This is a genomic window from Paraburkholderia sp. (genome assembly GCF_047605525.1).
Classification (GTDB): domain Bacteria; phylum Pseudomonadota; class Gammaproteobacteria; order Burkholderiales; family Burkholderiaceae; genus Paraburkholderia.
In genome coordinates this window covers 320,799-343,302 of record NZ_JASGFN010000002.1, presented here as the reverse complement: position 1 = coordinate 343,302, position 22,504 = coordinate 320,799, and the positions used below count along the sequence as shown (strand labels likewise).

Sequence of the window (22,504 nt, the reverse complement as noted above, 5' to 3'; positions counted from 1 at the left end):
CGTCCGTGAGAGGCGCCTCCTTTTAATGCGTGATTTCCCGAGGGAATAACCGATGCCCATACTCACTCATGAGACCCGCGCTTACCGTCATCGCCTGATGAAGTCGCTGATGGAGCGTCAGCGTGTGGACGCACTGATCTTCACTTCCGCCGACTTCTTCCAGTGGGCGACCAATTTCCATGTCGACGTGCAAACGTGGGAGCGTCCGATCGCGGTGTGCGTGCCGCTATCGGGCGAGCCGTTTGCGATCATGAACGAGCTGTCGACGCATCACGTGATGATGGCGCGCGAGCGCGGTCATCTGTGGCTCGACGATATCGCGTTCTACTCCGAGCATCCGCGCGTGGCCGAGCGGCAGCCGCTGCTCGCGGAAGTGCCCGAACTGATCGCCGCGCGTCTGCGCGCCGCCGGGCTCGGCGCATCGCGCATCGGCGTCGAGACGGTGGGCGGTCCGCTCGGCCGCGCGGCATCGTTGCTGCCCGACGCGAAATTGCTGCCGATGCTCGCCGAGCTGCGTTCGTTGCGCTGGGTCAAGCATGCGGAGGAGATCGCGATCATGCGCGCCGCCGCGAGCCTCGCCGACTGGGTGCAGGAACGCTATCGCGAGAACATCCGGCCGGGACGGCTGGTTCAGGAGCTCGACTACCAGATGGCCGCGCTGATGGTCACCGAAGGCGGGCGCCGCTTCCCCGGCGAAAACCTCGAGGTGATGCGCTGCTGGACGTTGTCCGGGCCCGCGTCGGCGTCGCCGCATGGCGATGGTGCATCGTGCGGCGCGCGGATCAACGCGGGCGACGGTCTCGTCAACATCGTGATTCCGCGTCTGAACGGTCTCGTGATCGAGAACGAGCGCACGTGGTTTTGCGGCAAGCCGAGCGCCGAGCAGGCGCGCTTTCACGAGGTGGCACGCGCGGCCAACGAGGCCGCGGTCACGGCGGCGGTCACCGGCCAGCCGGTGTCGGGCATCGACGCCGCCGCGCAGGCGGTGATCGAGCAGGCCGGTTGCGCGAAGTACATCCGCCATCGCACCGGCCACGGCATGGGCATCATCGGCCACGAGTACCCCGACGACATGGCGTTCAATCATCGGCCGCTGCTCGACAACGAGGTCTACTCGGCGGAGCCGGGCATCTATGTGTACGGCCTCGGCGGTTTCCGTCTCGACGACTCCGTCGTGACGGGCGCGACGCCGGAACTGCTGACGAATACGCCGCGCACGCTGGCGCACGCGACGATCGACTGAGCCGCGCGGCCAGTGCAATTCTTCGACGTTGAAGAATCACCCGGAACATAGCCCGGAGGAGAAATGATGGAGTCGATTCTGTTCTCGCACTGCGCGCTGCTCGACCCGGTGGCGGGCGAGTTGCGCGAGGACCATGCGGTGCTGGTGGAAAACGGGCGCATCAAGGAAGTCTCGGATCGCCCGATCCGCAGCGCGTCGGCGCGCGAGATCGACGTGCGCGGCAAGACGCTGATGCCCGGACTGATCGATCTGCACGTGCACGTGCATGCGACGCAATTGAATCTCGCGCAGCAGGTGAATCTGCCGAACGTGCTGGTCACGCTGAAATCGCTGCCGCTCCTGCAAGGCATGCTCAGGCGCGGCTTTACGACGGTGCGCGACGCGGGCGGCGCGGGCTTCGCGCTCAAGCAGGCGCTCGAACAGGGGCTCGCCGAAGGTCCGCGGCTGTTCGTGTCGGGCCGCGCGATCAGCCAGACCGGCGGACATGGCGACATGCGCGGGCGCACCGATTACATCGGCACGGATAGCCCGTGCTCGTGCTGCGCGCGCGTCGGCGCGGTGTCGCGTGTCGCCGACGGCGTCGATGCGGTGCGCCGCGCGGTGCGCGAGGAACTGCAGATGGGCGCGGACCAGATCAAGATCATGGCGTCGGGCGGCGTCGCGTCGCCGACCGACCCGGTCGGCGCATGGGGTTATTCGGAAGACGAGATCCGCGCGATCGTGCACGAGGCGCGAGCGCGCGGCACCTATGTACTCGCGCATGCGTACACGGCCGAGGCGATCGCGCGCGCGGTGCGCTGCGGCGTGCGCACGATCGAACACGGCAATCTGGTCGACGCGGCGGCCGCGCGCGTGATGGCTGAGCAGGGCGCGTTCGCGGTGCCGACGCTCGTCACGTACGACGCGCTCGCGAACGAAGGCGAATCGCTCGGCCTGCCGGCGGACAGCGTCGCGAAGATCGAGGGCGTGCGGCACGCGGGTCTGCGCTCGCTGGAAATCTTCCGCGACGCGGGCGTGCCAATGGGCTTCGGCTCCGATCTGCTCGGCGAATCGCAGCGTTTGCAAAGCGACGAATTCCGCCTGCGCAGCGAAGTGCTGTCGCCGCTCGAGATCCTGCGCAGCGCCACGCTGGTCGGCGCCGAGGTGCTCGGCCAGGCCGGGCAGCTCGGGCAGATCACGCCGGGCGCGCATGCCGACATGCTCGTCGTCGACGGCAATCCGCTCGCGTCGCTCGACTGTCTGCTCGGGCAGGGCGAGCGCATTCCGGTGGTGATGAAGGGCGGTAAAATCCATGCCTTTGATCTGCAGGCGTGACGAGCGGACCACTCCCCTGGGAGCGAAAGGCGCCGGCGGCCCATGCAATCCGGAGAGAACGGATGGACTTTCGGCACATCGACGCATTCAGGGCGCTGATGCTCACGCGTACGACGACCCGCGCCGCGCAGGTCATCGGTACGTCGCAGTCCGGCATCAGCCGGCTGATTACCGATCTGGAGCGCTCGATCAATCTCACGCTGTTCGATCGCAGCCGCGGCCGGCTCGAGCCGACCATCGAAGCGCTCGCGCTGTTCGAGGAAGTCGAGCGACGCTACGCCGGTCTGAACAACATCCGCGAGTTCGCGCTGAGCTTGCGCAATCCGTCGACGGCGGTGATTCGCGTGGGCTCGGTCGTGTCGTTCGGGCTCGGCTATTTCGCGCGCGTGATCGCGAATTTTCATCGCCGGCATCCGGCCGTGCAGATCGCGCTGACGACCGGGGCATCGGCGCTGATCCGCGACCAGGTGGTGTCGCGCCAGCTCGCGCTCGGTCTCGTGACGAATACGGTCGACGTGACCGGCACCGATTCGGCCGCCTTCGCGCAGCTCGATGCGATCTGCGCATTGCCGGCGGGGCATCCGCTCGGCAAGCGCAAGGTCATCAGGGTGGCCGATCTGCGGGACCAGCCGATCGTTTCGTACGATCAGCCGAGTCTGGTGCGCTGGGGGATGGATCAGGTTTTCGCGACCGGCCAGTTGCAATCGCAGGTCGTCGCGATCGCGCCGTATTCGGTCAACATCGCGACGATGGTCAAGGAAGGACTTGGCATCGGCCTGCTGCATCCGGTATCGGCATACGACTTTCTCGATTCGAATCTGATTCTGCGGCGCTTCGAGCATGCGATGCCTTTCTATACGCTGAAAATTACGCCGCACGGGGCGGCACCGGCGCCGCATCTCGACGAACTGTCGAGCGTGATGGAGGAGACACTCGGCGAAGTGGTCGCGGCCGTGAACGCGCGGCTCGGCTCGGCGGCCTGAGTCCGACCGGCAGTCGCCGCGCGGCTGGGCGCCGCGGCAATCAGCCGTTTCTTCGCAGCCGTGCATCGTCTTTTCCAAACCGCATATCTCCTGGAGCGAGTGCATGAATAACATCGACAAACCACGCCGCCGTTTTCTTCAGTCGACCGGCACGCTCGTCGCCGCGTCCGCGCTCGGGCCGTTCGCGTTGAAAGCGAACGCGGCCGGCGCCTGTGCCGGTCAGATCGTGGTGGGAACGTGGGGAGGAGACTACCAGCGCCTGTTGCAACAGAATATCGATCCGCTCGTCACGCCGGCCGGCATAACCGTCACCTACGCGGTGGGCAGCGCGCTCGCGCGCCAGACCACGATGCGCGCCGAAGCGCACGGCCGGCGCGCGACGATGGATATCGCGCTGCTGCGCGACAACGACATGTTCCAGATGTACTCGGAAGGCACGACTGCGAAGCTCGACGAAGCGCTGCTGCCGAACCTCGCGAACGTGATTCCGCAATTCCGCCGCAGCTACGCGGTGCCGCATATCTTCAGCGCGCTCGTGCTGGTCTACGACACGGACCGGGTCCGCACGCGTCCCGACGGTCTCGCCGCGCTGCTGGATCCGGCGTTCAAAGGAAAAATCGGCCTCGTCGACGATCAATACGACTATCTGACGCTGGCTGGCGCGCTTGCGTCCGGCGGCAAGGCCAGCGATCTCGCGCTCGGGCAGAAGTATCTGCGCGCGCTGCGTGAAGCGTCGCCGCGGGTGTATCCGTCGGTCGACGCGCTTGCGTCGGCGCTGAAGAGCGGCGAGATCGTCGTGACCGTCACGTGGAAGGCGCGCACGCTGCAATGGAAAAAAGCGGGGCTTGCCGTCGATTACGTGTTCCCGAAGGAGGGCGCGCTGCCGGCCACCTTCGAGGCGGCCGTCACGGCGGGCAGCAAGCAGGCCGCGTGCGCGTTCCCGTATCTGAACGCGATGCTCGATCCGCGCGCGCAGCATGCGTTCGCGGAATCGATGGGCTACGCGCCGACGATCACGAATGCCGGCCTGCCGCCGTCGTTGCAGCAGGCGGTGGGATTCTCGGGCGCCGAACTCGAACGGATCGTGCCGGTCGATTTCGCGCTGCTGATGAAGCACAAGACGGACATGCTCGACTTCTGGAACAAGCAGTTCCGCGCGGGACTGTGACGGGCATTCGCATTCTTTCTGGCTACGCAACATGATTATTCTGACCAACAACGAAGGCAAATCCGGCATCGGCCTGACCGCGGAAATGCTGCGCGACGGCCGGGCCGGACTCGACGCGGTCGAGGCCGGCATCCGGCTCGTCGAGGACGACGAAGAGGTACGCACGGTCGGCCGCGGCGGCTGGCCGAATCTGCTCGGCGAAGTGGAGCTCGATGCCTCGATGATGGACGGCTCGACGTTGCGCACCGGCGCTGTCGGTGGTCTCAAGGGTTTCAGGCACCCGGTGAGCGTCGCGCGCGCGGTGCTGGAACGTCTGCCGCATGAACTGCTGATCGGCGACGGCGCCGCGCGCTTCGCGGCCGAAACGGGCGCCGACCGGTGCGACCTGCTGGCGGAGCATTCGCGCCAGGCCTACGCGCGCTGGTTCGACGCCGAAGTCAGCGCGGCCGACAAGGCCGCGTGGCCCGATGTGCCGCTCGAACGCTACTGTCAGGATGCGGTCGATCCGGAGATCGGCAAGGACACAACCGTGTTTCTCGCGCTCGATAACGCGCGCAACGTGGTAACGGGCACCAGCACGTCCGGCTGGGGCTGGAAATATCCGGGCCGTCTCGGCGACAGCCCGGTGATCGGCGCGGGCTCCTACGCGGACAGCCGCTACGGCGCTTGTGCATGCACGGGCGCGGGCGAGATGACGATCCGCGCGGGCACGGCGCGCGCGGTGGTCCTCTATATGAAGATGGGGATGAGCGTGGCGCGCGCGGTGAACGAAGCCGTCGACGACATGCGCGCGCTGAAGGGCGGCTTGATCAGCCGGGTCACGATCCATGCGATCGATGCGGCGGGCAATCATCACGTGGTGGCGGTCAACGGCTTGCCGGACAACCACTACTGGGTCTGGACGCCCGGAATGGCGCAGCCGGAGCGCCGTCCGTGCGAATTGATCCAGATCTCGGCGGGCGAGCCGCAGAGCAAGCGGATCGCGATGCAGGTCTATACCGACGTTTGAGTTTGCTTCGGCTGATGACGCCGACGACTGATGACGTCGAGGCGGCGGTGAATGGCCTGCTCGTGTCGAAATTCCGCAATGGCGGGCAGATCCGTGCGTCCGATTCGCTACCAGTGTTTCGCCGATCTGCCGGGCACGCCCGCTATTCGTCTCCCGGCTCTCCGTGCGTGCCGCCGCTGCGCTCGATCTCGCGCCGCGTCAGTTGTTGCGCGCGGAGCTCGAGCTTGCTCATCAGCGTTTCGAGCTGGCGCGCCTCGTCATCGGTCAGGCAGGCGGCGAATTCCACGTTGTATTGCCGGCCGGCCGCGTGCGCCTGGTCATAGGTCGCCTTGCCCGCCTCGGTGAGCCGGAGCGCGGAAACGCGCTTGTTCGCCGGTAGCCGGGTATTGGCCAGCAAGCCGCGTTTCACGAGCTGCGTCACGCAGCGGCTCGCGATCACCGTATCCAGCCCCGTGAGTTCCGCCAGCCGCGTGAGGCTCAGCTCGGGGAACTGACCCACGAACGCGAGAATGCGCCAGTCGCGCCGGCTGATGCCGATCTCGTTGCGGAACATCAGCCCGACGCCCTGAACGGCGACGCGAGTCAGATTGTGCATCCGGTACAGCAGGAACTCGTCGATATGGCCGGGCTGCTTCAGGCGCGGCGCGGATGGCGCGGGAGGGACGGAGGATGAGCGCGGCACGGGTCGGTCGTCCGGAGAAGTAGGAGACCATTATGCGCGATTGTGCAACCGCACATACGTTTGATTAGGTCAATCGTGCGCCTCTTCTCTAGCATCGAAGCCATCCCCGCTTTCGACGAGATCCGGACGACACACCCATGACAGCGATCCGCAACGTGCTCTTCATCATGTGCGACCAGTTGAGGCGCGATCATCTCGGCTGCTATGGCCATCCGTATTTGCGCACACGCAATATCGACGCGCTGGCGGCGCGCGGCGTCCGGTTCGATAACGCATTTGTCAGCTCGGGCGTTTGCGGGCCGTCGCGCATGTCGTATTACACTGGCCGCACGATGACGAGTCACGGCGCGAACTGGAACCGCGTGCCACTGTCGATCGGCGAGATTACGCTCGGAGAGTACCTGCGCCGTCATGGCCGCTCGCTTGCGCTCGCCGGAAAGACGCACGTTCAGGTGGACGCGTCGGGCATGGAACGGCTCGAGATCGCGCGCGACAGCGCACTCGGCTTACGGCTTTCGGCGGGCTCGTTCGTCGAACTGGACCGCTACGACGGTCATCACGAGCCGGGCCGCGAAAGCGGCTATCCCGCGTGGCTGCGCGCGCGGGGCTATGCGAGCGAGCGGCCGTGGAGCGACTACGTGATCAGTGTCGAAGACGACGCCGGCCAGGTCCGCTCCGGATGGAAGATGAGCAACGTGCGCTGGCCGTCGCGCGTCGCGGAGCCGCACTCCGAGACCGCGTACATGACCGATCAGGCGATCCGCTACATCGAGCAGCAGGGCGACGAGCCGTGGGCGCTGCATCTGTCGTATGTGAAGCCCCATTGGCCCTACGTCGCGCCGCGCCCGTACCACGACATGTATTCGCTCGATCAGTGCCTGCCCGCCGTGCGGCGACGTGCCGAACTCGATAATGCACACCCTGTCGTGGCCGCTTACCGACAGCACGAGGAGAGCATCAATTTCGCGCGCGAGGAAGTGTCGAACACCGTACGGCCGGTCTATCAGGGCTTGATCCAGCAGATCGACGATCATCTCGGGCGCGTGTGGGAAGCGCTCGACAAGCTGAACCGCTGGCAGGACACGCTGATTGTCTTTACCGCCGATCATGGCGATTTTCTCGGCGATCACTGGCTCGGCGAAAAAGAGCAGTTCTACGATACCGTGCAGCGCGTGCCGATGATCGTCCACGATCCGTCGCCCGAAGCGGATGCGACGCGCGGAACTGGCGAGGCGCGTTTCACCTCGTGCATCGACGTCGTGCCCACCGTACTCGCGGGTCTCGGACTGCCTGGGTACGAAGAACGGATCGAAGGCAAGTCACTGCTGCCGCTCATGCGGAACACGGCAACGGGCGAACACGGCTGGCGCGATTACGTGGTCTCCGAACTCGACTACAGTTTTCGCGGCGCGCGCCTGACGCTGGGACGTGAACCCGGTGAATGCCGCGGCTGGATGGTGCGCGATGCACGCTGGAAATACGTGCATTGGCTCGGCTATCGCCCGCAGTTGTTCGATCTCGCAGCCGATCCGCACGAGTTCGTCGACCTGGGCGGCGATCGCACGCATGAAGCCGTGCGCACGCGGATGCACGCGAAGCTGGTTGACTGGTACGGCTCGCTCAAGCAGCGCGTGACGATCGACGATGCCGGCGTCGCGAGCCGCACGAACACGCACAAGGACTGGGGCGTGTTCTTCGGCGAGTGGTGACGCGGCATTCGAACCGCATTCGCGGACAAGACCCGCAAGAAAAGCGGGACCACCACGCCAGGTGGGGTTTCAGGAGACACCATGATCGATACTTCCGGCAATTCGACCGATGATGCCGTGTTCCGCAAGGTCGCGCGGCGCATCATACCGTTCATCTTCATCTGCTACGTGGTCAACTTTATCGACCGCGTGAATATCGGATTTGCGAAGCTTCAGTTCCTGCAGGACCTGAAATTCGACGATGCGGTGTTCGGCATCGCGGCCGGCATGTTTTTCGTCGGCTATGTGATCTTCGAATTGCCGAGCAATCTGCTCGCGGCGCGTATCGGCGTACGCAGGACGCTGCTGCGGATCATGGTGCTGTGGGGAGCGCTGACGATCGTGCTGATGTTCGTGCGCAGCGCCGGGATGCTCTATGCGGTGCGTTTTCTGCTCGGCGCCGCCGAAGCGGGTTTCTTCCCCGCCATCATTCTGTACCTGACTTACTGGTTCCCGGACAAGCGGCGCGGCCGGATCATGAGCCTGTTCGTGATGGCGGTGCCGCTGGCGGGTGTCATCGGCGGACCGCTGTCGGGATCGATCATGAGCGGGCTGCATGGCTCGTTCGGGCTTGCCGGCTGGCAGTGGCTGTTTCTGATCGAAGGCATTCCCGCCATCGCACTGGGATTCGCCGCGTATTTCGTTCTCGACGACCGACCCGCCGATGCCCGCTGGCTGAGCGACAGCGAGAAGGCGCGGATCGCGGCGGCGCTGAGCGCGGCACGCGCGCCGGACGCGCACACGCAGGTACGGCTTGTTGAAGTGCTGACCAATCCACGTATCTATGTGATGTCGGCGATTTATTTCAGCGTCTTCATGGCGCTCAACGCAATCGGCTTCTGGATCCCGACGCTGCTGCGCCAGGTCGGCATGCATCGCATCAGCGATATCGGCTGGCTGAGCGGCGGTATCTCGGTGTGCACGGCGATCGGTATCGTGTTGATCGGGCGCCATTCGGATCGGCGCATGGAACGGCGTTGGCACGTAGCAGGCTGCGGTTTCGCGGTTGCGGCGAGTTTCCTGTTGCTGCCGTTGACGGCGCATAGCATTGCGTTGACCGTCGCGCTGCTGATCGTCGCCTCGGTTGGGATCTACGCGGCGCTGTCGCTGTTCTGGACCATTCCCACTGCGTATCTTCACGAAGACGCGGCCGCCGGCGGCATTGCAACCATCACGGCGATCGGCGCCATTGGCGGCGCGGTGAGCCCGTGGCTGGTCGGCATGCTGAAGGCGTCGACGGGAAGCCTGTATATAGGGCTCGCGGCAATTGGGGTGCTGCTTTCGCTGGGTATGTTGACGTTGTTGTGGATTCTGCGCGGGCCAGCGGGCGATGCGCAGGGTGCCGCGGATGTGGTGGCTAATCGTTGAGGGGTGGGGGGAGTGGGGAGCCAGGATCTATTGCCCTATCGGCACATCAAGCGTCACCTTGACGCGTTCCATCGCAACGAAAGTGCGAAAACTGCGTACGTTGCCCTCGGCAAAAAAGAGGGTTCTCGTGAGGGCCGTGTACTCGGCCATATCGCGCGTGCAAAAGATCAGGATGAAATCAACTTCGCCGGTCACGTAATAGCACTGCTGCACCTGCTCGCATGCTTCAAAACGGGCACGCATCTGATCGAGCAGATCAATGGCTTCATTCTCGGCCGACACATGAGCAATTACCGTAACGCGCGAACCCAGAGCATCCGGATTCAGCACGCTCCGATCCGCGGTGATCACGCCGTTCGCGCGCATCTTCTGAAGACGTCGCGCAACTGATGGCACCGACAGGCCGATTCGCAGGCCGATTTCCCGATGCGGAATCTGGTTGTCCTGCTGGACGATCTCAAGAATCTTCAGATCGAAATTATCTATTTCGACGGTCGGACGGAGCTTCGGCATGGTGAGAAATTTTCTCGTTTTCAGGGCAGTAATAAATAAGTTTTAAAGTTTGTCCCGCAATAAACTTTCTCTGTCAAGCGCTATATCAAGTCGGCGACAGAGATTGGGGTTTTCCTCCGTGGACTTCAAACTGGCCCGATCGCCTGCCTTCGACGTCGTTACTGACGGATTGGCGCTAGCGCCCCCTTTGAGAGACCACCTGGAGTGCCGCATGAAGAACCGTTCGTTGGCAGAGTTGTTTTCGCTGGCCGCCATTTCAATCGCCTGCACATTGGCCTCCGGTACTGCAAGCGCCGCGGCAACGCTTGTCCCCGGCATGTTGTCCGTAGGCAGCGATATGACGCTGCCGCCTCACACCTATCTGGATCACGGCAAGCCGGCAGGTTTTGATCCTGAGTTCATCGGTGCTGTCGCTTCGTACATGAAAGACACGCCCAGATTCGTCGACACCCGTTTCGCCAATCTCATCCTCGGCGTGACCGGGAGTCGCTACGACATCGTGGCGTCCGCTCTCTACGTTACGCCTGAGCGCGCGAAGGTGGTCGATTTTGTCCCGTACTTCATGACCGGCGGCTCGTTGATGGTCAGCACCGCGGGCGGCCTGAAACCGAAGACCGTCGGCGACCTGTGCGGCAAGCGGATCGGTTCCATCAAGGGCGCGGCGTGGATCAAGTTCATCAACAACGCGTCGGACAAGGCGTGCGTTGCGCGAGGTAAGCCACCTGTCCAGGTCCGCGAATACGACACGTCGGCCGAAACCGCGCAAGCGATTCTGTCCGGCGGCATCGACGCCCAATATGAAGACGTTTCTATCGCGGGCATGATCGTCGAGCGCTCGGGGGGCCGGTTGCAAATCACCTCGAATGGCCCACTTGACCCCGTGGTTTGCGGCATCGCTCTGAAGAAGGGCAACACGGAACTGAAGTCGCAGATAGAGTCGGCTGTCGCACAGATGAAAAGCACGGGCGAATATCAGGCGCTGTTGAAAAAGTACAACGTCGCGGCCCCGACGGAAGCCGAAATCGCGAAGGCGCTTGGCACCGCGCAATAAATATCGGCATTGTGCCCGGCGCAGCCGGGCCTCCCCGCAGGAGACGGATATGACTTTCGACTGGCGCTACGCGCTTTCGCTTCTGACGTTCGCGGATTTCTGGAGCGCCGCGCTCCTCGTCGTCAAGCTCAGCATTGCATCCTGGCTGATCAGTATCGTGGCGGGGTTCCTGCTCGCACTCGGCAAACAATCGACATGGCGCCCGGTTGCCTGGGCATGCCGTAGCTATGTATGGTTTTTCCGTAGTCTCCCGCTGCTGGTCCTGCTCATCTTCGTCTACAACCTGCCGCAGATTCTCCCGTGGACGCAATCATTTTTCTCCAATTCGTTCTGGGCGGGCCTCATCGCTCTTTCGCTCAGCGAGACGGCTTATGCAGCAGAGATTCATCGCGGCGGTCTCGCGGGGGTCCACAAAGGGCAACTCGAAGCAGGCAAGGCACTTGGCATTGGTTATCTCGGCCTTCAGCGTCTCGTAGTGTTGCCGCAGGCGTTTCGCATCGCGTTGCCGTCGCTGATCAACGAATACATCAGCATCGTGAAGCTCACTTCGCTGGTTTCCGTGATCTCGCTCGAAGAGATCCTTCTGGTTGGCGAGCGGTTATACACGCAAAACTTCAAGGTGCTCGAGACGATGCTCGCAGTTGCGTTCTACTACGTTGCGATCGTGACTGTCTTTGGCTATCTGCTCAGCTACCTCGAAAAGCACCTCGACTTTACGCGTCGTAGCGGTGATGTGCACACGGCTCAGGCGATCGCGTCCGAAAAGGTCATCCCTATCGAAATGGCTAGCGAAGGGCGCAAATCCCTGCCGGCGATCGAAGCCGTCAACGTGCATAAGTATTACGGATCGCACCATGTTCTCAAAGGCATCAACCTGAAAGTCATGAGCGGAGAAGTTGTCTCCATCATCGGGCCGTCGGGCTCCGGCAAGACATCACTGATCCGGACGCTCAACGGGCTCGAAGTGATCGACGATGGCGATGTCAAACTCAATAACAAGCCGTTCCTGTTCAGCCACAAGTCCTATCGCGGCCGCGAAGCACGAGCTGCATATCACGACGGCATTCTCCACATCGGCATGGTATTCCAGAGCTTCAATCTTTTCCCACACCGTACGGTACTGGAGAACGTGACGCTCGCCCCGGCATACCACGCGAAAATGAAGGGTGAACTGCTGGAACAACATGGCATGCGGCTGCTCAACAAGGTCGGTCTGGGCGCGCACGCTCACAAATACCCGCATCAGCTATCCGGCGGTCAGCAGCAGCGCGTGGCCATTGCACGCGCGCTGGCGATGGAGCCTTCGATCGTGCTGTTTGACGAACCGACCTCGGCGCTCGATCCGGAACTCGTCGGTGAAGTGCTAAGCGTGATCGAAGATCTTGCGCGCGAAGGAATGACGATGATCATCGTGACCCATGAAATCGAGTTCGCGATGAAGGTTTCCGACCGCGTTCTGTTCATGGAGGCAGGTGTCGTCGCGCACGACATGACCCCGTCCGATTACCACGGCATGCCACGCGATTCGCGCGTGGGCCGATTCCTCAAAGGTTACCGCGTCGAAAGGACGGCGACCGCCTGACTTGACGGAACTCATGGAAGTTACGATCTGCTATGACCACTTTGCCGTTTCCTCGCTCTGAATTTGAAGACCGTATCGCGCGCGCTCAGGCGAGCATGCGAGGTAGGGAGCTCGACGCCTTGGTGCTGACTGCGCCATCGAACTTCCGGTACTTCACTGGCCTTGACAGTCAGTTCTGGGAAAGTCCCGCGCGCCCCTGGTTTCTCATCGTCCCCGCGGATGGCGGCACGATTGCCGTAGTACCGGAAATTGCGGAAGTCGCGGTCAAAAAATGCTTCGTCAGCAGTATTCGAACGTGGCCGTCTCCACGCCCCGAAGACGAAGGAGTGACGCTGATGACCTCCGTTCTGGGCGCGCTACCCCACCGTTTTGGCAGGATCGGCTTCGAACTCGGGCGTGAATCCGCATTACGCATGCCCGTTGTCGACTTTCTGCGGTTGCGCGACCTGATGGGCACGACGGAACTGGTCGACGGATCACCGTGCATCTGGGAACTGCGCAACATCAAGTCGACCCTCGAAATTGAGAAGATCCGACAGGCGGCCCGAATCGTCAGCCACTGTTTCGAGAGGGTCCCGACCTATGCGAACAGCGGGATGACAGAAGCACAGATCAGTCGCGCACTCACCATCGATATTCTTCGTAGCGGCGCGCATACCGTTCCTTATGTTGCGTGCGCGTCAGGCGAAGGCGGATACGACCAGATCATCGCACGCGGAACGCAACGCGAGTTGCGCGATGGCGATGTGTTGATCATCGACGTGGGTGCGACGGTAGATGGGTACTTTTGCGACTTCGACCGCAACTACGCGGTGGGCAAAGTGTCGGATGAAGCGCTTCGGGTGCACGATGCCGTATGGCACGCGACGCAGGTGGGCATTGAAACCGCGCGAGCGGGCACCCGGGTCCGTGACCTGTGGCGGGCGATGATGGGAGGCCTCGAAGCGGCGGGCATGCGAGGGAACAACGCGGGTCGCCTCGGACACGGGCTGGGGCTTCAGGTCACCGAGCCACCTTCGAACAGCGCAGCCGATGATGCCGTTCTCGAACCCGGCATGGTCATCACCATCGAACCCGGCATGGAATATCAGGAAGGCAAGCTGATCGTTCACGAAGAGAACATCGCCATTACCGAAGACGGTTTTGCGGACGTGCTGACCATCCGCGCGCCCAGAGAGATGTGGCGATTAAGTTGAAGCCGGATGTGGCCGGGACCTCGGGCCCGGCATTCTGTCATCAACGCTCGAAGAGAATTCTCGGCGTCTGCGTCAACCGCTCGCCACCTTTATTCGTGACGACAACCGTTTCACTCAACGCGATCCCGCCGGCAGACGTGTACGCGTGGAGAATCATTCCTTCCTCCAGACGCCACTGTGCTTTGGGAGTCAGGCATCTATGAAGATCGCTGGTCCGCTGCGTCGTAATCGGTGTCAGGCCGAGCGTGTAACCCGTGATGTTTTCGTATGTGGTTCGAAGTCCCGCTTGCAGCACACCGTGCCGCACGATCGCGTCGACGTGAGACGCGATCGCTCCAGGCCGCATGGCGTCGATCTGGCGGTCCTGAATCTCGGCCAGTTCGGTGGTGATTCGCCGTTGCTCTTCGCTTGCGCCCCCGACCACGGCACAACGCATGATCCGCGCCGAATACCCTCTCAACCGCGGGAGCAATTCGATATGCACGATGTCCCCTTTTTGCAGCGCACGCTCGGGCAGAAAACCGTGCAGCGAATCCCAACCCGTCGCGACCGTGATCGGGCCGATAAAGCCGTCATCGAATCCGAGTTTGTACACCTGTGCAGCGGCCTCGGCCGCCACGGTTCGCGGGAGAACGCCTTCGCCAATCGCGGCGACTGTCCGCTCGAGAACCTGATCGACAAGACCGGACGCACGCCGCATCAACGCAATTTCTTCGGCCGATTTGCACCGGCGCAAGTCCCACACAGATCGCTCAAGATCGCAAATCTCACTATCCGGCAGCATTTCACGGAGAGCATTCATGCGCGCAACCGTGAAAGAGTGAGACTGGAAGTCGACACCAATGCGAGCGTGTTTGATGCCGTTCGCTCGAAGCGACTCTACCAGCAGCGCCAACGGGTCTTCCCAGTCAATGAAACCTACTACGTTGCTGAACCAGTTTCGCTCAATCGCCGGAGCCATGTCGAGTTTGCGGACCAACAGAAACGGTTCGCCGACCACCGGCACCACGCAGGCGCGCCACAGGTTCTCTGTCGTCGTGTAGCCCGAAAGCCAGCCCATCATTTCCGGCTCGTCCAGGATGCCGCAGTCCAGCTCTCTGCTCGCAAGCTCGCTCTGCGTGGCGGCGAGCCTCGATCGATATTCGTTGAGCGTAAACGCCAGGTCTTTCATCTCGATTCGTTCCACGGGTTGGATGTATCGATCGATGATAAGCAGGTTGGACCTTGTGACTTTATTGTTCGAATCGCGGCTACCGATATTTTTTTGCAAGATCGGCTGGCTAAACGGACTTTTATTTCCGCCTGTAAAACGTCGAAGCCTTGCATCGCTCAGCGGAGACTTTCGTCATTCATTCGTATCGAAAGGAATCTCAAGCCCTACCTTCACCCTGTTCATACATACAAGCGTCTTGAAACGCCTGACATTGTTGTTCGAAAAGAAAAGACGACGTGTAAGCTCATTGTACTGATCCATGCTGCGCACGGTCAGGACGAGCACGAAGTCCCATTCCCCCGTGACGTAGTAGCACTGCTGGATTTGCGGACACGCTGCGAACGTGCGCTTCATCGCGTCGAGAAGATCGATCTGCTCACTCTCGACTTCCACGTTCGCAATGATCGTGAGGTTGTAGTCAACCTTGTCCGGAGAAACCTGGGCTGTGTATCGCTTGATGACACCCAGTTCCGACATCCGTTTAAGACGACGGTTGACCGCTGCGGTGGACAGATTCACGCGCGCGCCGAGTTCGTTTTGCGATATCTGCGCATCCTTCTGGACTTCAACAAGCAGCTTTTGATCAAACGAATCGAGAACATTGCTCATCTGTCTTCCACGCGTCCCAGGATGCAAATTTTTTGCGTAATCAGCGACTGAATAGGGACAAAATAAATGCCTTGTCGCAATATTATTCTGCTCTGAACCACGCCGCCGGCACAAGTATTTTTCATCGCGGCGCATCGGCAAGTGCGCGTGCAGGTGATCCTCAACGGAGCAATCCAGTCATGCTGATCAACAATACCAGGGCCTCTCGCAGCGCATATCCCGCGGAGCTGCGTGCGATCATGAACATCGAAAGTGCGCGAGAAAGTGGCGCATGGCTTTCCCATTGGTCTCAAATCAACTCGTCGGTGACGCCGCTCTGGGACCTTCCCGATGCCGCCGAAACGGCTGGTGTCGCGCAACTGAGCCTCAAGGACGAATCGGTTCGTTCTCCGCTTGGTAGCTTCAAGGCGCTCGGCGCGCCGGTTGCGCTCATGCGCCTGATCGTTCGACTGTGGAAATCGGAAGTCGCACTCGATCCGAAGGCAATGATCAAGGGTGAATATGCCGGGTTGCTCAGGGATCTCACGGTGATCAGCGCAACGGACGGCAATCACGGCAAGTCGCTCGCGGCTGCCGCTCAGACCATTGGATGCCGTTGCGTGATCGTCCTCCACGCCAATGTCAGCGTCGAGCGAGAGCAATCGATCGCAAAGTATGGGGCGAAAATCGTTCGGATCGCGGGCAATTATGACGAGTCGGTTGAATTCGCCGCCGAACTGGCCCGGACCAACGGCTGGCACGTCGTCTCCGACACCTCTTACGAAGGCTATGAAACGATTCCCCGCGATGTGATGCAAGGATATGGGGTGATCCCGGACGAAATCGTTGGTCAGATCGGAGCCTCATCGTCGCCGGTGCCGTTCACTCATGTTTTCCTGCAAGGCGGTGTAGGTGGTTTGGCGGCTGGGATCACGACGTATCTGTGGGAATACTACGGCCAGCACCGTCCCGTTTTTATCGTTGTTGAACCCCAGCAGGCCGACTGTCTTTATCAGAGCGCGATTGAAGGCAGCGCGACGAGGGCCACGGGATCTGTCGACTCCGTGATGGCCGGACTCGCGTGCGGAGAGGCATCACCTCTGGCGTGGAAGTTTTTGTGGCCGTGCGTCGACTACTTCATGACTATCTCCGACAGTGATGCGGTGGAGGCGATGCGTACGCTGGCCAGGGGTACGGACAGAGACGCGCCGCTGGTCGTCGGCGAATCGGGAGCGGCAGGCTTCGCGGGCTTGACGCTGCTGGCGCAAGCGCCGGATCTCGCGCGAAAGGTGGGTCTCGACGCTGAATCTCGCGTGCTCGTCATCAGTACCGAAGGCGCGACTGCGCCCAACATGTACGCCGAACTGGTCGGAGAGTCCGCTGAGTCGGTATTGGCCCGTCAGCATGAGTGGTTGCAAGGTTGCACTGCATGAGGTGAAAAGAATGGCCATGTCTCTCGCTAATAACGAAGTCTTCGACCGCCCGCTTCAGGAGAGCCTGCGGGGGTGGAGACATCATCTTCATCGGTATCCGGAAACTGGCTTTGAAGAAGTGCAAACGTCCGATTATGTGGCGCGCATTCTGTCGGCACTGGGGTTGGATGTGCACCGCAATATCGGCGGGACGGGTCTGGTTGCCAATCTCAAGGTAGGGAGCAGCAATCGGGCGATCGGCATCCGCGCGGACATGGACGCACTCGCGATCACCGAGAAGGCTCCTGATCGAGCCTATGCGTCGTGCTCGTTGGGCAAAATGCATGCGTGCGGGCACGACGGCCATATGGCCATGGTGCTGGGCGCGGCACGGTTGCTCGCTGAAAAGAAAGACTTCGATGGAACCGTGCGCTTCATTTTCCAGCCGGCAGAGGAGCACGGGCGCGGGGCGAAAGCAATGATGGCCGATGGGCTATTCGATCGTTTCCCCGTGGAGGCCGTTTTTGGCGCTCACAACATGCCGGGCATGCCAACGGGCAGTTTCGCGACCCGCTCCGGCGGGATCATGGCGAGCGAAGACAATTTCGCGATCGTCGTTCGCGGACGTGGCACGCATGCGGCACGCCCGCATATGGGTGTCGATCCTATCGTTGTCGCGTCGCAAATCGTGCTGGCGTTGCAAACGATCGTCTCTCGGAATATCGATCCGAGCCTGTCCGCGGTCATTTCCTGTACAGAGTTCATCACCGACGGTTTGCGAAACGTGATTCCGTCAACAGTGACAATCAACGGCGACACGCGCAGCTATCTGCCCGACGTGCAGCGTCTGATGGAAACGCGGATGCGAGAAGTTAGCGAAGGCATTTGCAGGGCGAATGGCGTCGAGTGCGACTTCAGCTACACCCATGAATTCGCGCCTACGGTCAACAGTCCGCAGTTTGTCGATACGGCCGTGACAGCGGCTATCAACGTTGCCGGTCCGCGCCTGGTGGACGCGAATGTACAGCCGATGATGATTTCAGAGGACTTCGGCGCCTTTCTGCAGGTGGTTCCGGGAAATTTCATGTTCATCGGGAACGGCGAGTCCGGGGGAAAGGGCGGTGTTCCGTTGCACAACGCATCGTACGATTTCAACGACGAGATACTCGATACCGGCGCGCGCTACTTCGCCGAGGTTGCTCGGGTAGCGCTTGCGCACCAGCGGGCGTGATCGTCAGCGCAGTTGAATCTGACTTCAGGACACAGTCACATGAACGGACAGAATGGCCGCCAGGCGGCTATCGATCGGGCGGTGCGGATATTTGACAAAGGCGATTTTCGTCGCGATGTCGAACGACGGGTTGCTTTCCGGACCGAGAGTCAGGAGCCAGGCCAGGCTGCCGTCCTCGGCCTGTACCTGCGCGACGAGATTGCTCCGTTTCTCGACAGGCTCGGTTTCGAAACCCGCTTCATGCAGAATCCGGCCGACGTCGATGCTCCATTGCTGCTGGCAACACGCTTCGAGGGCGACGATCTGCCAACGGTTGTTACCTACGCGCATGGCGATGTGGTTCGTGGGTACGACACGCAATGGCGAAATGGTCTCGATCCGTGGAGAGTCGTGGTAGAGGGCGATCGATGGTATGGCCGGGGTATTGCCGACAACAAGGGGCAACATTCTGTCAATCTGACTGCGCTCGCCGCCGTTCTCGACGCGCGTGAAGGCAAACTCGGCTATAACCTGAAGGTGATTTTCGAAACCGGGGAAGAGATCGACTCACCCGGGCTCGATGCGCTTTGCGCAGCCGAGAAAGACTACCTCTCAGGCGATCTTTTTATCGCATCCGACGGGCCGAGGGTTGCGGCCGGGCGGCCAACCGTATTCCTTGGTTCGCGAGGCGAGCTGAATTTTGAACTGAGCGTCGATCTCCGGGATGGCGGACACCATTCGGGCAATTGGGGAGGCATCCTGCGTAATCCCGCGACCGTGCTGGCGAACGCGATAGCTTCGATAGTCGATAACGATGGCCGGATGCAGGTCTGTGAACTCATGCCACCGCCGATAAGCGACGAGGTACGCGCGGCGATCGCCGACATCGAGATAGGTACCGACGAGAATGCTCCCTACGTTGATCCATTGTGGGGAGCACCCGGACTCACGACAGCGGAACGCGTGCTCGCATGGAACACCATCGAGGTTCTTGCGTTCACGTCGGGCAACTCGGGCGCGCCGGTCGGAGCCATTCCACCGTCGGCCAAGGCGTACTGCCAGATGCGCTTCGTCGTTGGAACAGATTGGGAACATGCGGAACTGCATCTGGCTCGACATCTCGAACGAGCGGGAATCCGCGATGTGACGGTCAAGGTGACTTCGGTAACTAAGGCAACGCGTCTCGACGTCACTCACCCGTGGGTAGCGTGGACCTTGAATTCAATACAGCGGACGACGGGCAAGAAGCCGGCGCTCATTCCCAATCTTGGCGGTACCGTGCCGAACGCGGTCTTCGCGGAAACGCTTGGATTGCCTACCGTGTGGATTCCGCATTCATATCCTGCGTGCTCGCAGCACGCTCCGAATGAGCATTTGCTCGGATCAGTGGCCCGCGAGGGTTTGGCTTTGATGGCCGGACTCTGGTGGGATCTCGGCGAGCACTCAGCCGCTGCAATCGCCATGCGTTGACGGGGAGAGCGGTCGATCGGACACTCGCGATACATCGCCACCACTCAACCATCAACCGGCTGAGCAGGTGTATCGAGCAACAACTGATAGAACGCCAGGTCCAGCCAGCGGCCAAACTTGAATCCGACCTGCTGCAACGTGCCAGCGTGTTTGAAGCCAAGTCGCTCATGCAGCGCAATGCTTCCGCTATTTGCCGCGTCGATGCCGCCGATCATCGCATGCAGATTGTTCTGTTTTGCAGCAGCGATGAGCTTTTGCATCAACACGCGGCCGAGTCCTTTGCCGCGATGATCTTTGTGAATGTAAATGGAGTGTTCGACCGTGTACTTGTTCGCCGGGTACGCGCGGAACGTGCCGTAGCTGCCAAAGCCGAGCAGCGTGCCATCGCTGTTCTCGATTCCGATCACGGGAAAGCTGCCCGCGCGCTTTGCGTCGAACCAGTTCACCATGCTTTGCGACGAGCGAGGCTCGTAGTCGTAAAGCGCGGTGGAATTCAGAATCGCTTCGTTGAAGATCTCCAGGATCGAGTCGGCGTGGCGCTCGAACGTGCAATCGACGATAGTACGGTGGCTCATCATGTTTTCACTCAATTGGATGGAAGTGTCGTCAGCGCCACGGCATAGCGTGCCGGCTTCGGCCCCGCGTTGCGAAAGACGATGTGCTTATCGAGCACCATGGCAAGGCAGTCGCCCGTCTGGAGGCGCCACGTCGTCTTTCCCACGGTGATTTCCAGCTCTCCTTCGAGCAGCCATACCTGCTGGTGCGTTACCACCCGCCGCGATACGTTCTCGAAGGCAACGCTCTTGCCCGGCGGAAAAACCACCTCGACGAGCTCGATTGGCGATGCATGGCCAGCCGGTGAAACGTGTCGGCGAACATAGCCCGACGCGGGGTCCGTCCAGACTTTCTGGTCCGATAGCCGTGCGAGTGGCTGTTGCTCCGTGTTCCGAGGTTCGTCGGAAAACAACGCGGCGAGCGTGACGCCCAGCGCATCGGCCAGCCTGTTGAGTACGGCGGCCGTTGGGCTGGTTTCTTTACGCTCGATAGCCGAAATGGTCGAGCGGCTGACACCGCTCGAATCCGCGAGATCTTCCAGTCTGAAGCCGCGAGCCTTTCGCAGGTCCCGCACGCGTTGGGAAATGTGTGCGTCGACGTCCATGGGTTCCAGTATAGTGGATTTTTTTCCAGAAAACTAACATTTTCAAATGAGCCGGTTCAGCGGAGTGCGCGCGGAAGGGGGGCTCTTATGGCAGCGTCGACGATCCGGCGGCGCCGGCATCACGCATTCGCTGCTTGACCTATACTGTTGGAAGCGCTTCAGAAAATAGGTCCATGAGAAGTTTTTCATGGGCCGTGCTATCGGGCAGTCATGTCGTCGCAGCCGCCACGGTGATTGCTCAATGCATGGTCAAGGAGGCGGCGATCGGCTGCGTCGATATCCCAGCCCAATCATGGAGGAACGAATCGTGAACAAGGCAATCAGCACGTTAATCGCGGCCGTTGCCGCACTCGCGCTGTCGGGCAGTGCTTATGCACAGAGCAACAATACGTTGGCGACTCCGACCACGAAATCTCCGGCCGCCAATGCAACGAGCGGTTACGGCACGCCTGGCGCCACCAGCTCGGACAGCGGCATGGGCGCCGGGTCGTCGACCATGCGCCCGCAGAAGAGCATGAACGATAGCTCGACGGCCGGCACCCCCGCTTTCGGCGTCAACAATACGCTGGCGACCCCGAGCACGAAGTCTCCGGCCGGCGGCCAATAGCAGCAGTTAAGGATCACGACCAGGCGCGGATAAGCGCAAGCGCGCGACGAAGCACGCCACCGGTCGCAAGAAAGGCTGCAACTCTCGTTGAACTGCACCCCAAATCGTTGGACCTCGGTCCAACGATTTGGGGTGTTTTTTCGTGAGCAGATTAAAAACTGAATACCTTGATCCGCCCGGAAAGCCCGCAACGCATTGCAGATCGCCTACGCTCACTTGCCCGCTTCACGCCTCGTCTGCTCGCCGACGGTGAGAATGGCCTCGGGCATCACTTCGAGACGGGCTTGCGGAATCGGCTCGCCGCTTTCGTCGGACAGGCCGTAAGTGCCTTCGGCAATCTTCGCCAGCGCGCGCTGGATATCGGCAATGCGCTGAACGTTCACGCCGCGCAGCGCCTGACTCGAAGCGAACTGTTCGAGGCGTTGCGCCTCGTCTTCGGATTCCTCCGCTTCGGAACCCTGCTCGTCGAGTTGACCCCGCTCGCGGCCTACGGTGTTTTCCTCGCCACCGAGAATCTGGCGCTGCATCGCTTCGAGACGCGCGCGCTGCTTTTCGACGAAAGCGTCGCTCAAGCCGCTTTGCTGGCTGACCATGATCGTGCTCCAGAGAAAGGGATACGCAGGCAAACGTACGCCTCGATGCGCCGCGCCGTCAACATAAAGCACTCGCTTTATCGGGCGCGTCGACTATGCTGGTTTGAGAACCGCGACAGCGCGCTTCGGGAGACACATCATGCAACAGCAACAGGCGGAGTTCGATTTCTACATCAACCTCGACAAGCCGACACTCGGGCTCTATGTGCGCAAGGGCGCGGGCCTGCCGGATTTCGCGTCGGCCGAAGCGAAGCAATGGCAATTCTCCGGCCACATATGGCAAAGCGAACTCTCGCCCGAGATCCTGAAAGAGCTGAACGCGAACGGTCACGCCTTTCAGGAACTCGGAAACTGAAACCGACGCCCCACGCTGTCGGGCGTGGCGCATCGCACAG

The 22,504-nt window shown here is 61.5% G+C and carries 22 protein-coding genes; 15 read left to right on the top strand and 7 right to left on the bottom strand.

Annotation, left to right across the window (positions count from 1 at the left end):
• Positions 1-52 precede the first annotated feature (52 nt).
• The 5 genes from QM685_RS03895 (at position 53) to QM685_RS03875 (ending at position 5,717) form a co-directional block, all read left to right on the top strand.
• Positions 53-1,243, top strand: coding sequence for a M24 family metallopeptidase (locus QM685_RS03895; RefSeq protein WP_415112901.1), 1,191 nt, complete (start codon positions 53-55; stop codon positions 1,241-1,243).
• Positions 1,244-1,309: 66 nt separating this feature from the next.
• Complete coding sequence (locus QM685_RS03890; protein ID WP_415113116.1) at positions 1,310-2,557, top strand: amidohydrolase family protein; 1,248 nt, start codon at positions 1,310-1,312, stop codon at positions 2,555-2,557.
• 62 nt (positions 2,558-2,619) lie between these two features.
• Positions 2,620-3,540 carry a LysR substrate-binding domain-containing protein gene (locus tag QM685_RS03885; protein WP_415112899.1) on the top strand — a complete coding sequence of 307 codons (921 nt, stop codon included), beginning with the start codon at positions 2,620-2,622 and terminating at the stop codon, positions 3,538-3,540.
• Positions 3,541-3,643: 103 nt separating this feature from the next.
• Complete coding sequence (locus tag QM685_RS03880; RefSeq protein ID WP_415112897.1) at positions 3,644-4,708, top strand: ABC transporter substrate-binding protein; 1,065 nt, start codon at positions 3,644-3,646, stop codon at positions 4,706-4,708.
• 31 nt (positions 4,709-4,739) lie between these two features.
• Positions 4,740-5,717, top strand: coding sequence for a N(4)-(beta-N-acetylglucosaminyl)-L-asparaginase (locus QM685_RS03875; protein ID WP_415112895.1), 978 nt, complete (start codon positions 4,740-4,742; stop codon positions 5,715-5,717).
• 142 nt (positions 5,718-5,859) lie between these two features.
• Here QM685_RS03875 and QM685_RS03870 read toward each other — a convergent pair whose 3' ends face one another.
• Positions 5,860-6,399 carry a MarR family winged helix-turn-helix transcriptional regulator gene (locus QM685_RS03870; protein ID WP_415112893.1) on the bottom strand — a complete coding sequence of 180 codons (540 nt, stop codon included), beginning with the start codon at positions 6,397-6,399 and terminating at the stop codon, positions 5,860-5,862.
• Positions 6,400-6,536: 137 nt separating this feature from the next.
• On the opposite strand from QM685_RS03870, the gene QM685_RS03865 reads away from it, so the two are divergent.
• Entirely contained in the window at positions 6,537-8,108 is a 1,572-nt protein-coding gene (locus tag QM685_RS03865; RefSeq protein ID WP_415112891.1) for a sulfatase-like hydrolase/transferase, read from the top strand.
• Positions 8,109-8,189: 81 nt separating this feature from the next.
• Positions 8,190-9,515 carry an MFS transporter gene (locus QM685_RS03860; protein ID WP_415112889.1) on the top strand — a complete coding sequence of 442 codons (1,326 nt, stop codon included), beginning with the start codon at positions 8,190-8,192 and terminating at the stop codon, positions 9,513-9,515.
• 27 nt (positions 9,516-9,542) lie between these two features.
• On the opposite strand, the gene QM685_RS03855 is transcribed toward QM685_RS03860, so the two are convergent.
• Positions 9,543-10,028 (bottom strand): Lrp/AsnC family transcriptional regulator, encoded by a 486-nt coding sequence (locus QM685_RS03855; RefSeq protein ID WP_415112887.1) that lies wholly within the window; start codon positions 10,026-10,028, stop codon positions 9,543-9,545.
• Positions 10,029-10,239: 211 nt separating this feature from the next.
• On the opposite strand from QM685_RS03855, the gene QM685_RS03850 reads away from it, so the two are divergent.
• From QM685_RS03850 to QM685_RS03840, 3 genes are read left to right on the top strand one after another with little or no spacing between them, the layout of a single operon-like run.
• Positions 10,240-11,079, top strand: coding sequence for an ABC transporter substrate-binding protein (locus QM685_RS03850; RefSeq protein WP_415112885.1), 840 nt, complete (start codon positions 10,240-10,242; stop codon positions 11,077-11,079).
• Positions 11,080-11,128: 49 nt separating this feature from the next.
• Positions 11,129-12,661 carry an amino acid ABC transporter permease/ATP-binding protein gene (locus QM685_RS03845; RefSeq protein WP_415112883.1) on the top strand — a complete coding sequence of 511 codons (1,533 nt, stop codon included), beginning with the start codon at positions 11,129-11,131 and terminating at the stop codon, positions 12,659-12,661.
• A gap of 32 nt (positions 12,662-12,693) precedes the next feature.
• A complete protein-coding gene (locus QM685_RS03840) occupies positions 12,694-13,857 on the top strand; it encodes a M24 family metallopeptidase (RefSeq protein WP_415112881.1) in 1,164 nt (387 codons plus the stop codon).
• Between the two features lie 40 nt (positions 13,858-13,897).
• Here the strand turns inward: QM685_RS03840 and QM685_RS03835 are convergent, their stop codons facing one another.
• Positions 13,898-15,028, bottom strand: coding sequence for a M24 family metallopeptidase (locus QM685_RS03835; protein WP_415112879.1), 1,131 nt, complete (start codon positions 15,026-15,028; stop codon positions 13,898-13,900).
• Between the two features lie 174 nt (positions 15,029-15,202).
• A complete protein-coding gene (locus QM685_RS03830) occupies positions 15,203-15,679 on the bottom strand; it encodes an Lrp/AsnC family transcriptional regulator (protein ID WP_415112877.1) in 477 nt (158 codons plus the stop codon).
• Between the two features lie 179 nt (positions 15,680-15,858).
• Here QM685_RS03830 and QM685_RS03825 point away from each other — a divergent pair, with 179 nt between their 5' ends.
• The 3 genes from QM685_RS03825 to QM685_RS03815 are packed head-to-tail and all read left to right on the top strand — an operon-like array spanning position 15,859 to position 19,750.
• Positions 15,859-17,091 (top strand): diaminopropionate ammonia-lyase, encoded by a 1,233-nt coding sequence (locus tag QM685_RS03825; RefSeq protein ID WP_415112875.1) that lies wholly within the window; start codon positions 15,859-15,861, stop codon positions 17,089-17,091.
• Between the two features lie 16 nt (positions 17,092-17,107).
• Positions 17,108-18,301, top strand: a complete 1,194-nt coding sequence (locus tag QM685_RS03820; protein ID WP_415113114.1) for a M20 aminoacylase family protein — start codon at positions 17,108-17,110, stop codon at positions 18,299-18,301.
• Between the two features lie 39 nt (positions 18,302-18,340).
• The gene (locus tag QM685_RS03815; protein ID WP_415112873.1) at positions 18,341-19,750 is read left to right on the top strand and encodes a M20 family metallopeptidase; all 1,410 of its coding nucleotides are present in this window, start codon (positions 18,341-18,343) and stop codon (positions 19,748-19,750) included.
• Between the two features lie 44 nt (positions 19,751-19,794).
• On the opposite strand, the gene QM685_RS03810 is transcribed toward QM685_RS03815, so the two are convergent.
• Both QM685_RS03810 and QM685_RS03805 read right to left on the bottom strand, forming a co-directional pair.
• Positions 19,795-20,325 (bottom strand): GNAT family N-acetyltransferase, encoded by a 531-nt coding sequence (locus QM685_RS03810; RefSeq protein WP_415113112.1) that lies wholly within the window; start codon positions 20,323-20,325, stop codon positions 19,795-19,797.
• An 11-nt stretch (positions 20,326-20,336) separates the two neighbouring features.
• Positions 20,337-20,909, bottom strand: a complete 573-nt coding sequence (locus tag QM685_RS03805; protein ID WP_415112871.1) for a helix-turn-helix domain-containing protein — start codon at positions 20,907-20,909, stop codon at positions 20,337-20,339.
• A 307-nt stretch (positions 20,910-21,216) separates the two neighbouring features.
• On the opposite strand from QM685_RS03805, the gene QM685_RS03800 reads away from it, so the two are divergent.
• A complete protein-coding gene (locus tag QM685_RS03800; RefSeq protein WP_415112869.1) occupies positions 21,217-21,516 on the top strand; it encodes a hypothetical protein in 300 nt (99 codons plus the stop codon).
• Between the two features lie 212 nt (positions 21,517-21,728).
• Here QM685_RS03800 and QM685_RS03795 read toward each other — a convergent pair whose 3' ends face one another.
• Positions 21,729-22,109, bottom strand: coding sequence for a TraR/DksA family transcriptional regulator (locus QM685_RS03795; protein ID WP_415112867.1), 381 nt, complete (start codon positions 22,107-22,109; stop codon positions 21,729-21,731).
• A gap of 139 nt (positions 22,110-22,248) precedes the next feature.
• On the opposite strand from QM685_RS03795, the gene QM685_RS03790 reads away from it, so the two are divergent.
• Positions 22,249-22,464 (top strand): hypothetical protein, encoded by a 216-nt coding sequence (locus tag QM685_RS03790; protein WP_415112865.1) that lies wholly within the window; start codon positions 22,249-22,251, stop codon positions 22,462-22,464.
• Positions 22,465-22,504 lie beyond the last annotated feature (40 nt).